The sequence below is a fragment of the Rodentibacter ratti genome, assembly GCF_002000485.1.
In the GTDB taxonomy this organism is placed as follows: domain Bacteria; phylum Pseudomonadota; class Gammaproteobacteria; order Enterobacterales; family Pasteurellaceae; genus Rodentibacter; species Rodentibacter ratti.
Genome location: NZ_MLAJ01000001.1, coordinates 16,462 through 28,958, shown reverse-complemented (window position 1 = coordinate 28,958; position 12,497 = coordinate 16,462). Strand labels below are relative to the sequence as shown.

General features: G+C 40.7%; 12 protein-coding genes and 1 riboswitch. Of the genes, 8 read left to right on the top strand and 4 right to left on the bottom strand.

The genetic code is table 11. From position 1 onward, the window contains the following. Window positions 1-182: 182 nt before the first annotated feature. Window positions 183-698: a gluconokinase gene (locus tag BKG94_RS00140; RefSeq protein ID WP_077433036.1), complete on the top strand. Its 516-nt coding sequence runs from the start codon at window positions 183-185 to the stop codon at window positions 696-698. Window positions 699-731: 33 nt separating this feature from the next. On the opposite strand, the gene gntR is transcribed toward BKG94_RS00140, so the two are convergent. Further along, window positions 732-1,727, bottom strand: coding sequence for a gluconate operon transcriptional repressor GntR (gntR, locus tag BKG94_RS00135; RefSeq protein ID WP_077433273.1), 996 nt, complete (start codon window positions 1,725-1,727; stop codon window positions 732-734). Window positions 1,728-1,846: 119 nt separating this feature from the next. Between gntR and selD the strand changes: the two genes are divergently transcribed. Further along, window positions 1,847-2,893, top strand: a complete 1,047-nt coding sequence (gene selD, locus BKG94_RS00130; protein WP_083730703.1) for a selenide, water dikinase SelD — start codon at window positions 1,847-1,849, stop codon at window positions 2,891-2,893. 27 nt (window positions 2,894-2,920) lie between these two features. On the opposite strand, the gene hemH is transcribed toward selD, so the two are convergent. The 3 genes from hemH to ydiJ are packed head-to-tail and all read right to left on the bottom strand — an operon-like array spanning window position 2,921 to window position 7,408. After that, window positions 2,921-3,892 (bottom strand): ferrochelatase, encoded by a 972-nt coding sequence (hemH, locus tag BKG94_RS00125; protein WP_077433032.1) that lies wholly within the window; start codon window positions 3,890-3,892, stop codon window positions 2,921-2,923. Further along, the gene (locus BKG94_RS00120) at window positions 3,889-4,305 is read right to left on the bottom strand and encodes a hotdog fold thioesterase (RefSeq protein ID WP_077433030.1); all 417 of its coding nucleotides are present in this window, start codon (window positions 4,303-4,305) and stop codon (window positions 3,889-3,891) included. Before BKG94_RS00120 ends, hemH begins: the two co-directional genes overlap by 4 nt. Window positions 4,306-4,336: 31 nt before the next feature. Beyond that, window positions 4,337-7,408, bottom strand: a complete 3,072-nt coding sequence (gene ydiJ / locus BKG94_RS00115) for a D-2-hydroxyglutarate dehydrogenase YdiJ (RefSeq protein ID WP_077433028.1) — start codon at window positions 7,406-7,408, stop codon at window positions 4,337-4,339. A gap of 402 nt (window positions 7,409-7,810) precedes the next feature. Between ydiJ and ompA the strand changes: the two genes are divergently transcribed. The 6 genes from ompA (at window position 7,811) to thiB (ending at window position 12,497) form a co-directional block, all read left to right on the top strand. Then, the gene (ompA, locus tag BKG94_RS00110) at window positions 7,811-8,896 is read left to right on the top strand and encodes a porin OmpA (RefSeq protein WP_077433026.1); all 1,086 of its coding nucleotides are present in this window, start codon (window positions 7,811-7,813) and stop codon (window positions 8,894-8,896) included. Between the two features lie 111 nt (window positions 8,897-9,007). Beyond that, window positions 9,008-9,589 carry a LemA family protein gene (locus BKG94_RS00105; protein ID WP_077433024.1) on the top strand — a complete coding sequence of 194 codons (582 nt, stop codon included), beginning with the start codon at window positions 9,008-9,010 and terminating at the stop codon, window positions 9,587-9,589. 10 nt (window positions 9,590-9,599) lie between these two features. Then, complete coding sequence (locus BKG94_RS00100; RefSeq protein ID WP_077433022.1) at window positions 9,600-10,049, top strand: TPM domain-containing protein; 450 nt, start codon at window positions 9,600-9,602, stop codon at window positions 10,047-10,049. Next, window positions 10,042-10,842, top strand: coding sequence for a TPM domain-containing protein (locus tag BKG94_RS00095; protein ID WP_077433020.1), 801 nt, complete (start codon window positions 10,042-10,044; stop codon window positions 10,840-10,842). Before BKG94_RS00100 ends, BKG94_RS00095 begins: the two co-directional genes overlap by 8 nt. An 84-nt stretch (window positions 10,843-10,926) precedes the next feature. After that, window positions 10,927-11,253, top strand: coding sequence for a Grx4 family monothiol glutaredoxin (gene grxD / locus BKG94_RS00090; protein WP_077433018.1), 327 nt, complete (start codon window positions 10,927-10,929; stop codon window positions 11,251-11,253). A gap of 113 nt (window positions 11,254-11,366) precedes the next feature. Further along, window positions 11,367-11,460: riboswitch (TPP riboswitch) on the top strand. A 38-nt stretch (window positions 11,461-11,498) separates the two neighbouring features. After that, a complete protein-coding gene (thiB, locus tag BKG94_RS00085; RefSeq protein WP_077433016.1) occupies window positions 11,499-12,497 on the top strand; it encodes a thiamine ABC transporter substrate binding subunit in 999 nt (332 codons plus the stop codon).

Here is a 12,497-nt window from a genome sequence, read left to right as displayed (position 1 = left end):
ATTCTTAGTTTGGTAAATAATAAGTTTTTAAAATTGTGATCTTTATCACGTTATTTTTATAAAACCAGAGGTTTAGTTTTTTTAGACTAATTTATTTGTGATCTTGATCACAAAACAGAATGTTACCAGTAACAATTCGGCAAAATTCTTATATGATTAAAGAAAATTTTGTGAGGTAAGTTATGAGCAAAGGAAAAAGTTTTATCTTGATGGGGGTTTCAAGTACGGGAAAAACATCCGTTGGAACTGTAGTGGCGCATCGTTTAGGCATTAAATTAATTGATGGTGATGATCTTCATCCCCGTGCCAATATTATCAAAATGGGGGAAGGGCAACCTTTGAATGATGAGGATCGCGCACCTTGGCTGGAGCGGATTCGTGATGCAGCATTTAGTCTTGAACGTAAAAGTGAAGTGGGCATTATTGTTTGTTCGGCATTGAAAAAGCAATACCGCGATTTGATTCGAGAGGGGAATGAGAACGTCAAATTCCTATTCTTGGAAGGTTCTTTTGATTTGGTGCTTGAGCGGATGAAACAACGCCAAGGGCATTATATGAAAACGGACATGTTAAAAAGCCAGTTTGACACCCTTGAAGTGCCGCAAGAAGACGAGCCGGATGTGATTCATATTGATATTGACGGCAGTTTTGAAACTGTGGTGGAGCGTTGCATTCAGGCGTTAAAGCCGCTGCTTTGATGAAAAAAGTGCGGTCATTTTTAATCGCATTTTTTACACACTTTCACCAAGATGGATTTTAAATCCCAGATCAATCGTTGTTTCGGTTAAAGGGGCGCTGTTCAACCTTGCTAAGAGCTCTTGAGCAGCGACTTTACCGATTTCTAAACGAGGTGTGATGACGGTTGCCAGTTGAGGGTTAACGGAAAAGCCCACATCATGTCCGTGAAATCCTGCAATGGCAATTTGTTTAGGTACATCAATCCCCAAACGCTGGCATTCAAATAGCGCACCAATCGCCAAGTCGTCATTGGTGCAGAAAATACCGTTGGTGTCGGGGTGTTTTTCAAGAATTTGACGAAGCTGTTTTCCACCTAGTGTAAAAGACGAAGGCTCTTCGGTGATTAAACTATAGGGTTCAAGCCCGTATTTTTTCATCGCCTGTTCATAGCCTTGCATTTTCAGTTGGGTTCTTCTGTCCATTCGCGCGGTGAAATACACAATATTTTTATATCCCCTGGTAATCATGGTTTCCACCATGGTTTGAGCGGCCGCCACGTTATCGAAACCGATGGCTTGTTGAATGCCCGTTTGTGTACTATCCATAATTTCCACAACGGGAATATTTGCCACCTCAATCATTTTGAGGGTGCGTAAGGAATGGTAGTTTTCCGATAAAATCAGCCCATCCACATGATAAGAAAGTAAACTTTCAATCCGTTCTTCTTCTTTTTTCACGCTATAACCGTAATGCGCTAACATCGTTTGGTAACCGGCTTGATCCAGAATAAGCTCAATGCCTTTTAATACATCGGCAAAAACATGATTGGTTAAGGAAGGAAGCAGCACGCCAATCGCTTTGCTTTTGGCATTGGAGAGTATTTCAGGGGCTCGGTTAGGAATATAACCAAATTGCTCAATGGCCTCAGCGATTCGGGTTTGAGTCTCTTGTGCAACAGAATTAGGGTTACGCAAATAACGGCTTACCGTCATTTTGGTGATACCAAGGTGATTGGCAATATCCTGTAAGGTGGGGCGTTTGTGTTTCATTGAAATTAAGATTAAATCATGCTTGGGGTGCAGTATAACAAAAACATTTGATTTTTTGACCGCACTTTTCATTGAAAAAGGGTATAATTCTGCTCAAATTTATGGAAAAGGGATAGTGTATGGTGGATGACGTTCGTTTAACACAATACAGTCACGGCGCAGGTTGAGGCTGTAAAATTTCGCCTAAGGTGTTAGGGACAATTTTACAAACACAACTCGAAAATTTTGTCGATCCTCATTTGTTGGTGGGCAATGACACCGCAGATGATGCGGCAGTGTACGATTTGGGAAATGGAACTGCAATTATCAGTACCACAGACTTTTTCATGCCGATTGTTGATGATCCTTTTGATTTTGGGCGTATTGCAGCAACCAATGCGATTAGCGATATTTTTGCGATGGGGGGAAAGCCGATTATGGCGATTGCAATTTTGGGTTTCCCTATCAATAAATTACCGGCAGAGGTGGCACAAAAAATTGTGGATGGTGGGCGATTCGCCTGTCATCAAGCGGGGATTTCTCTTGCCGGCGGACATTCCATTGACGCACCGGAACCCATTTTTGGTTTGGCAGTCACTGGGGTGATCAATACGGAAAAAGTGAAACGAAACGCCTCGGCCGAGGCGGGGAGTAAGCTCTATTTAACCAAACCTTTGGGCATTGGGGTGCTCACCACTGCAGAGAAAAAAGGTAAATTAAAACCTGAACATCAAGGATTGGCGACGGCAGCAATGTGTCAAATGAATATTATCGGCAGCCAATTTTCCGAAGTGGATGGGGTCTCTGCCATGACAGATGTGACGGGCTTTGGCTTACTCGGTCATTTACTTGAAATCTGTGAAGGTTCAAACCTCAATGCCGAGTTGTTTTTCGATAAAATTCCGACCCTTGAGGGCGTATCGAACTATATTTCCGAGGGTTGCGTACCGGGTGGCACGACACGTAATTATGAAAGCTACGGGTATAAAGTGGGCACATTGACGGATTATCAAAAAGCCGTGTTATGTGATCCGCAAACCTCCGGTGGTTTATTGGTGGCGGTTAAACCGAAAAGTGAGCAGGATATCCTGGCGATCGCACAAACAGCGGGCGTTGATATTTATGAAATCGGCGTGCTGAAAGCGAGAGATAAAGAAAAAGGCATTTTTGTTGAGGTGGGTGAGTAAAAAAGCGTGGGGAAATCCACGCTTTTTTTATGCCAGTTTTTGTAAAATTAAATTACCCATCATTTCAATATGAGCCGGTTCGGCATTCAGCGCGGGAATATATTGGTAAGATTCTCCGCCGTTGTGGAGAAAGTTCTCACGGTTTTCTTCATCAATTTCTTCAATGGTTTCCAAACAATCCACCGAAAAACCGGGGCAAACCACGGCAATTTTACGGATACCTTGCGCACTTGCAGAAACTAAAAATTCATCGGTGTAAGGTTGTAACCATTCTTCACGTCCAAAACGGGATTGAAAGGTCATTCCCCATTGGTTTTCTGTTAAACCGAGTTTATCAACAATGGCAAGAGTGGTTTCTTTACAATGTTGGCGATAATAATCACCTTGGTTTTCATAGCTCAATGGAATTCCATGATAGGAAAACAATAAAAACTCATCAGATTTTAACCGCACTTTGATAGATTGCACTAAGGCACCAATATAGTGTTTATCCAAATGATAGGAATGGATAAACTCAAAAGGCGGTATATTGCGAGTGTGTTTGAGTGCGTTGGCAAAAACATCCAATAAAGCACCGGTAGTCGTGCTGGAATATTGTGGATAAAGCGGTAACACAATAATTTTTTCAACCTGATTTTCCAGCAATTTTTCCACCGCACTTTGCATAGAAGGGTTGCCGTATGTCATGGCAATTTCGACTTGTGCATTGATATTTTTTGCTAATAAATAGGCTTGTAAAGCTTCTTGCTGCTGTGTGGTGATGGCAAGTAGTGGTGAGCCTTGTTCTGTCCAAATCGCCTGATAATTTTTGGCAACTCGTTTAGAACGAGGGGGAAGAATGAGGAATTTAAGTAAAGGCCACCACTTCCAACGGGGTAAATCAACGACACGAGGATCTGTCAAAAAAGGCCATAAATAACGGGAAACTGCCGTTGGGGTGGGTTCATCAGGGGTGCCTAAATTGGCTAAAATTACACCAATTTTTTTTGTTATTGTCATAAATTTATAATAGAAAGCGTTAATCTTGAAACGCAGCAAAGTTTATCCTGTTCATTTCGGATGTCAATTTGCCAAACATGGGTATTTCGACTTAAATTGATAGGCATAGCCTTTGCTGTGACTTTACCTTCTCTTACCGGGCGAAGATGATTGGCATTAATATCTAAGCCTACCACGGCTTTTCCTTCCTCAACGCAGAGAAAACCGGCGAGAGAACCTACAGTTTCCGCTAATGCAACAGAAACTCCACCGTGTAATAGGCCGAAAGGCTGCGTAGTGCGATTATCCACCGGCATTGTGGCTTCCAGCCAATCTTCGCCGAAAGCAGAAATTTCAATGCCAAGATGACCAACGGCACAGTTTTTCCCCATTTCATTAAGTTGTGGGAGGGTAAAGGTTTTTTTCCAAATCATTTTTATCCTTATTAGTAAATATAGAAGAATGCTATTTCATCACTTCCAATAACGCTTGAACGGGATGTTTTAGCTGCGCTTGTTCATAACGTTTCACTTGGCTACGGCAAGAATAGCCGGTTGCTAAACAAAAGTGCGGATCTTTTCCGTGAAGTTTTTTACGCCATGAAATATCGTAAATGTCACGGCTCATGGTTTGGTTTTGCACCTCATGGCCAAATACCCCTGCCATACCGCAACAGCCCACTTTTTCGACTGTTAATTGTTGTCCGAATTTTTCAAAAATTTGCTGCCATTCTTTCGGACTATTCGGCATAAATGTGGATTCCGTACAATGTGGAAATAAATGCCAATCAAAAGTGCGGTCGGTTTTTGGCAAGTTTTCTAATACGCCTGAATCCAGTTGGTTTTTGAGCCACTCATGGGCGGTCAGTACATGGAAATCTCCTCGCTGTGCCTGCAGCGCCTCTTTATACTCATCACGATAAGAAAGCACAATGGCGGGATCTACCCCAACCAACGGCACACTTAATTTGGCAACACGATTAAGAAATTCCGCTTGGTTTTTTGCTGTTTTGGCAAAACGTTTCAAAAAACCTTTAACATGCATCGCTTTGCCGTTGGGTTTGAAAGGGAGAAGAATTGGGTTAAAGCCCAGTTTTTGTGTCAATGCGACAAAATCCCGCACCACTTTCGCATCGTAATAAGAAGTATAAGGATCTTGCACGATCAGTAAAACTTTCTCTTTTTCCACCGCACTTAGCTGTTCTAAGGCTTCTAGCGGTTTGCCTTGATAGCCGATTTCCACAAGCTGCTGTTGTAAATTTGGGGTGGAAAGTAGCGGTAAATCTGTCATGCCAATGGTTTTTTTTACTAGCCTTTGGGTGGTTTTTAATTGAGTAAAGTAATTGAAAAATTTGGCTTGTTTCGCCATATAGGGGGCGGCAAGTTCCAAATTTGCTACGATATGATCTTTTACCGGACGCAAATAACGACTGTGGTAAAAATGGAAAAATTTTGCACGGAAACTCGGCACATCAATTTTTATCGGACATTGGCTGGCACAGGCTTTGCAGGCAAGGCAGGTATCCATTGCGGCTTTGACTTCATGGGAAAAATCATATTCTCCCCGCCATTTTTGCACACTATGGCGGATTTTGGCGACAAGTGCGGTCAATTTCACGTCATTTTTTTGAAAATCAAGTTGTTCCGGCGAGATGTTTTCATTGGCTAATAAACGTAGCCATTCTCGCACCATAGCAGCACGCCCTTTCGGGGAAAACACACGGTTTTTACTCACTTTCATTGAAGGGCACATAATGCTGTGTTCATCAAAATTAAAACAAAGCCCATTACCGTTGCAATTCATTGCACCTTTAAATTCATTCCGTATTTGAAGCGGAATTTGGCGATCGTAGTCAGCCCGCATTGGTGACAAAATGGAGTAGAGTTCATCTTCAGAACCTAAAGGCGTGCAGATTTTTCCTGGGTTTAGACGATTATGGGGATCAAATAAAAATTTGATGTAACGGAGTTCATTCCAAAGTTCCGGTGTGAAGAATTTTTCGCCGTAGTGGGAACGCACACCTTTACCGTGTTCCCCCCACAATAAACCGCCATATTTGATAGTGAGTTCAGCCACTTCATCTGAAATTTGTTTGAAAAGTTTGACTTGTTCTTTATCGCACAAATCCAACGCAGGGCGAACGTGTAATACGCCGGCATCCACGTGGCCGAACATACCGTATTGTAAATGGTGACGATCTAATAAAGCACGAAATTCGCTGATGTAATCGGCAAGATGTTCCGGTGGAACACAGGTGTCTTCCACAAAAGGAATAGGTTTCGCCGCCCCTTTGGCATTGCCTAGCAGACCTACGGCTTTTTTACGCATCGCATAAATGCGTTCGATAGAAGGGAGATCGTGGCAAATTTGATAGCCAATAATGTGATCCTGCTGTTGGGCGATTTTTTCATCCAATGCCTGACAAAGTGCGGTCACTTGGCGGTGAATTTTTTCCTGATTATTACCGGCATATTCCACAATATTTAAACCTAGGATAGGGCGGTTTTCTTCTTCGGTTAAAAGCTCGCTGACCGAGTGCCAAATAATATCTTGTTTAGCAAGGTCTAAAACTTTGGAATCAATGGTTTCTACTGAAAGGGCATTGGCTTTCACCATAAAAGGCGCATTGCGTAGTGCTGCATCGAAAGAGCTATATTTTATATTAATGAGGGTGCGGTACTGCGGAATAGGCAATAGATTCAATTTGGCTTCGCAAATAAAGGCAAGAGAGCCCTCAGAGCCGGTAAGCAAACGAGTGAGATTAAATTCGCTTTCATCTTCATTGAACACATTTTTTAAATCATAGCCGGTTAAAAAGCGATTAAGTTGAGGTAAATCGTTAATGATACTTTCGCGTTTTTCTTTGCAACGTTGTGCGATGGTTTGGTAGAGCGTTTTGGCGGTTTCATTTAAGCCAAGAGAATCAATATTATCGAAAATAGACTGAGATTTGACCGCACTGGTATCCAATATTTCACCATTCATCAAAACACTGCGTAATGCGAGGACATGATTTGAGGTTTTACCGTATTGCAGTGAGCCTTGTCCTGAGGCATCGGTGTTAATCATCCCGCCCAGTGTGGCACGATTACTGGTGGAAAGCTCCGGAGCAAAGAATAAACCGTAAGGTTTTAAAAATTGATTGAGTTGATCTTTCACCACGCCTGCTTGCACACGAACCCAGCGTTCTTCTACGTTGAGTTCTAAAATGGCCGTCATATGGCGAGACATATCAACAATAATATTGTGGTTAAGAGATTGACCGTTCGTTCCGGTGCCGCCGCCACGTGGTGTAAAAGTGAATGCTTGATATGCGGGCAGATTTGCCAGTTTTGTGAGACGCACAATATCTGCCACTGTTTTTGGGAACAAAATGGCTTGCGGCAGTTGTTGATACACACTATTGTCAGTGGCGAGGCTTAAGCGATCGGCATAATTTGTTGCGATATCACCTTCAAAATGTTGTTTTTTTAGTTCTATAAGGTAGTGTCGGATGCTTTCATCAAGTTGTGGTGCGTTAGAGAGACGAGGTAGCATAGTATTATTCACAAAATAGAAAAAAGAATGGGGTTGATGATATATGATGTCAAAAAGAATGTCGATTTTTGCAGGGGGATTTAGTAAGAAAACCGAAACAATAATGTAAAATAGAGTAAATTATTAGTGAACAAACATTCATTTTTTGTATTGATTGTTCAAAAAGTAGACGAAAAGGGTAAAAAAAGTTTGATCTTTGAGTTTTTTATAGGATAATAATCCCACTTTTGAACGTTCCTTTGGCGATACAAAGGAATTGAATTTGTCAAAAGGATAGATATAGGGCAAATTCAAAACCCTAGTTAAGCAATGTTTAGAGTGTTACTTAATTTATAAAGTTCACGATAGACAAGGAAACTTTTCTTATTTTTATCAATCGATGACTAAATAGAGGACATCAAAATGAAAAAAACTGCAATCGCATTAGTAGTAGCTGGTTTAGCAGCAACTTCAGTAGCTCAAGCAGCTCCACAAGAAAACACTTTCTATGTTGGTGCTAAAGCAGGTTGGGCATCTTTCCATGATGGTTTAAAACAATTTGACTCAAAATATGTTGGTCATACAGATGGTTTCGGTGTTAACCGTAATTCTGTAACTTACGGTGTTTTCGGTGGTTACCAAATTTTAAATCGTGACAACTTAGGTTTAGCAGTAGAATTAGGTTACGATGATTTCGGTCGTGCTAAATTCTCTAAAAACGAAAAAGTTGTTTCAAAACACACTAACCACGGTGCACACTTAAGCTTAAAAGGTAGCTATGGTTTAGGTGGCTTAGTGTCAGCTTTAGAAGGTTTAGATTTATATGGCCGTGCTGGTGCAGCGTTAGTGCGTTCTGACTACAAAAATGCTAAAGGTGTTACAGATAGCGCTTGGGATGGTGTTCGTGCACACAGCTTAAAAGTATCTCCAGTATTTGCTGCTGGTGTTGAATACGCATTACCTTCATTACCTGAATTAGCATTACGTGTTGAATATCAATGGTTAACTTCTGTTGGTAAAGATAACAAAATTGCAGAAGATAAAGACTATACTCCATGGATCGGTTCTGTAACTGCTGGTTTATCTTACCGTTTCGGTCAAGGTGCTCCGGTTGTTGCGCCTGAAGTTGTAAGCAAAACTTTCAACTTAAATTCTGATGTTACTTTCGCTTTCGGTAAAGCAAACTTAAAACCACAAGCACAAGCAACTTTAGACGGTATCTATGGTGAAATCGCACAAGTAAATAGTGCTAAAGTAGCTGTTGCAGGTTATACAGACCGCATCGGTAAAGATGCAGCAAACTTAAAATTATCACAACGTCGTGCAGACTCTGTCGCTAACTACTTAGTGGCTAAAGGTGTTGCAGCACAAGACATTACTGCAACTGGTTACGGTGAAGCTAACCCAGTTACTGGTGCAACTTGTGACGCGGTTAAAGGTCGTAAAGCTCTTATCGCTTGTTTAGCGCCAGACCGTCGTGTTGAAATCGCAGTTAATGGTACTAAATAATTTTATTTAGTTATCCATTAATGGATTAAATAGAAAAAGACCTAAACTTCGGTTTAGGTCTTTTCTTTTAATAAGACGAATTTTCAAAATTTTATTAATAGGAAAATTATCATGAAGAAATGGCTTGTAATTATTCTTGTAGCAGTGGTTGCTGGATTTACTTTAATGTCTAGTTATAATGGTTTGGTTAAAGCTGAAGAGGAAATTGATTCTGTATGGGCGAATGTTGAATCCTCATATCAACGCCGTGCCGATCTCATTCCTAATTTAGTGAATACTGTGAAAGGTCAAGCAAACTTTGAACAACAAACTTTAACTAATGTGATCGAAGCACGAGCAAAAGCAACACAAACTAAAATTGATCCCGCCAATATGACAGAAGAACAACTTGCACAATTCCAACAGGATCAAAATCAAGTAGGCTCGGCATTATCCAGATTGCTTGTTACTGTTGAACAATATCCACAGTTAAAAGCCCATGAGGGATTTATGAATTTACAAGCGCAGTTGGAAGGAACTGAGAACCGTATTAATGTTGCGCGTAATAAATTTAATGATACAGCTCGAGTATATAACCAAAAAGTACGTCAATTCCCAACAAAATTTGCCGCATTAATTTTTGGGTTTAAGGAAAAACCTTATTTTAAATCTGCATCTGGTGCTGAAAATGCGCCTACTGTGAATTTTAATTAAGGTAGAAATGATGAGATTCTTTTCAAGGATTCCTGTCGATATAAAACAAATAGAGGCGGCGATTGTCCGCCTTGAAAATGAAAGTTCGGCGGAGCTACGTGTTTATATAGAGCGAAAATTACCTAAAACTTCAGAAGGATTATCAGCAGTAGAACGTGCTTTGCAAGTGTTTGATGAACTTGAAATGCATATGACTTCCGCACAAAACTCAGTATTGATTTACGTGGGATATAAGGATCATCTTTGTGCGATAATTGGGGACAGAGGGATTCATCAATTCGTTAATGAGGCTTATTGGCAGCAGCAATGTGATTTAATGATTGAGCAATTTAAGTTAAAGGCTTACACAAAAGGTATTGTAGAGGCAATTGAGCGCATTGCCGATACTTTAAAGGCGCATTTCCCTATTCAACCGGATGACAAAAATGAATTATCAAATGAGGTGATTATTCATGACTAAACTTTTGCAAATATTGAAAAGTGCGGTTGTTTTTATCTTCGTTTTTTGGAGCACTTTTGCTGCAGCCGCACAGTTTCCGCCTATACCAAATCCTTTCCGTTATGTGAATGATTACACGAACACGCTTTCCCCCCAACAACAGCAAATTCTTGAAAATAAACTGATATCTTATGGTAATGCGACCAGCTCACAAATTGCTGTTGTGCTTGTTCCGACTACCGGTGAATATGAAATTGCGGATTATGCGTTTGCTTTAGGCGATAAGTGGGGAATTGGGCGCAAGCAACTGAACAATGGTGTCTTGATGCTGATTGCCAAAAATGATCGTAAAGTGTTTATTGCGACTGGGCAAGGATTAGAAGGCGTATTGCCCGATGCATTCTTATCACAAGTAATTCGCAATGCTATCTTACCTCAATTCAAGCAAGCTCAGTATGCACAAGGTATTAACGATGGTCTGAATGATATTATTGCCGCAAGCCAAGGGGAATATGGCGCTTATCAAATGGAAGAGAGTGAGTTTGATAAATTCATTCCTTTTATTATGGTGTTAGTATTTATTGCCTTTGTGGTGTTTGGTGAATATCAATATCACAAAGATGAAATTTATATCAGCCCAAATCAGCGTGATCAATTGAACCGAATTGTGCGTCAATCAACATTATCCCGTCGTCGTGGAGGAGGCTCCGGTTTTTGCGGAGGATTTGGTGGCGGATTCGGCGGTGGCGGCTCATCGGGGGGCGGTTTTGGCGGAGGAGGATTTGGTGGCGGTGGTGCCGGCGGAAGTTGGTAAACCTGACATAATCACTCAAGTTCTAATTTGTGATACCTCTAACTTATGTTAGAATGCACACCTACATTTTTTATGGGGAACATTATGGAAACGTTAGACAAAATCAAAAAACAAATCAGCGAAAACCCAATTTTAATTTATATGAAAGGTTCACCGAAATTGCCTTCTTGTGGTTTTTCCGCCCGTGCATCGGAGGCATTAATGAACTGTAAAGTACCTTTTGGTTATGTGGACATTCTTCAGCATCCGGATATTCGTGCTGAATTACCTGCTTACGCTAATTGGCCAACTTTCCCACAATTATGGGTTGAAGGCGAATTAATAGGAGGGTGCGATATCATGTTAGAAATGTATCAAGCCGGTGAGTTACAAACTTTATTAAGTGAAGTGGCAGCAAAACACCAGGCTTAATCTTCTGTTTCTGAAACCCGCTTATGCGGGTTTCTTTTTGTTTAAATTTTGTGATCAAACTAACAGTTTTGTTTTAAGGTGCTTGTGTATTTTTTAAAGTTTATATAGACTTTGAGCCTTAGTCGGGGTGCTAACATTGTTAGGCTGAGAGATACCCGTGAACCTGAAACAGATAATGCTGGCGTAGGAAACTAACTCTTTTCATTAGGCTGTTTCTTCATTTCTATTTTTATAAGGACAGTATAATGAAGAAAATAATCCTCATTTCAACCGCACTTTTTGCCTCCTCTATATTTGCGCAAACTACTGCACAACCACTTACCGTTTATACTTACGACTCTTTTAGTGCTGACTGGAGCGCAGGGCCAAAGGTAAAAGCGGGGTTTGAGAAGCAATTTCCTCAATGCCAATTAAACTATGTGGCTTTTGATAACAATGGCACTTTATTTAATCGTGTCCGTTTAGAAGGGAAAAAAATTAAAGCAGATGTGGTGCTAGGCTTAGATCACCATCAAATGGATGAAGCAAAAAAATTAGCGATGTTTGAGCCTAATCAAGTTGATCTCAGTAAATTGGCTTTACCCATAAAATGGGATGATCGCACATTCTTGCCTTTTGATTTTGCAAAATATGCGTTTATTTACGACAAGAATAAATTAACTAATCCGCCAAAAAGTCTGAAAGAGTTGATTGAACGTAAGGATTTAAAAGTTCTGTATCAAGATCCCCGTACCAGCAGTATCGGGCGTGGTTTATTACTTTGGGTAAACGCACTCTATCCGCAAGCCGAAGCACAAAATGTATGGAAAGCCTTATCTGAACACACGGTAACAGTGACAAAAGGTTGGACTGAAGCTTATGGCGCATTCTTAAAAGGAGAGGGCGATCTCGTGCTAAGTACAAACACTTCGCCAATTTATCATATCCTTTCTGAACAAAAAGATAACTATATGGCAACGGAGTTTAGTGAAGGCGGCGTATTACAAGTAGAAGTGGTGGCTAAAGTGGCTAACCGCAATAATGTTTGTGCGGATTATTTTCTTGGTTATCTGATTTCACCGGAAGCGCAAGCCGATATTGCGAAAAATAACGTAATGTTACCTGTTATTGACAGCCCTATCGAAAGTCATATTGATGAGTTAAAGAAACATACCCAAAACTCACCGGTATTGGATACCTCAACAATCACGGGTGATCAATTAAAAACTTGGATCAACCAATGGCAAAAAGCGCTTTCTAAATAA

What these genes read in the sequence shown, in the direction of transcription:
- BKG94_RS00140 (WP_077433036.1), top strand. Translation starts at nt 183, where the DNA reads ATGAGCAAAGGAAAAAGTTTTATCTTGATGGGGGTTTCAAGTACGGGA.
- gntR (WP_077433273.1), bottom strand. Translation starts at nt 1,727, where the DNA reads ATGAAACACAAACGCCCCACCTTACAGGATATTGCCAATCACCTTGGT.
- hemH (WP_077433032.1), bottom strand. Translation starts at nt 3,892, where the DNA reads ATGACAATAACAAAAAAAATTGGTGTAATTTTAGCCAATTTAGGCACC.
- BKG94_RS00120 (WP_077433030.1), bottom strand. Translation starts at nt 4,305, where the DNA reads ATGATTTGGAAAAAAACCTTTACCCTCCCACAACTTAATGAAATGGGG.
- ydiJ (WP_077433028.1), bottom strand. Translation starts at nt 7,408, where the DNA reads ATGCTACCTCGTCTCTCTAACGCACCACAACTTGATGAAAGCATCCGA.
- ompA (WP_077433026.1), top strand. Translation starts at nt 7,811, where the DNA reads ATGAAAAAAACTGCAATCGCATTAGTAGTAGCTGGTTTAGCAGCAACT.
- BKG94_RS00105 (WP_077433024.1), top strand. Translation starts at nt 9,008, where the DNA reads ATGAAGAAATGGCTTGTAATTATTCTTGTAGCAGTGGTTGCTGGATTT.
- BKG94_RS00100 (WP_077433022.1), top strand. Translation starts at nt 9,600, where the DNA reads ATGAGATTCTTTTCAAGGATTCCTGTCGATATAAAACAAATAGAGGCG.
- BKG94_RS00095 (WP_077433020.1), top strand. Translation starts at nt 10,042, where the DNA reads ATGACTAAACTTTTGCAAATATTGAAAAGTGCGGTTGTTTTTATCTTC.
- grxD (WP_077433018.1), top strand. Translation starts at nt 10,927, where the DNA reads ATGGAAACGTTAGACAAAATCAAAAAACAAATCAGCGAAAACCCAATT.
- thiB (WP_077433016.1), top strand. Translation starts at nt 11,499, where the DNA reads ATGAAGAAAATAATCCTCATTTCAACCGCACTTTTTGCCTCCTCTATA.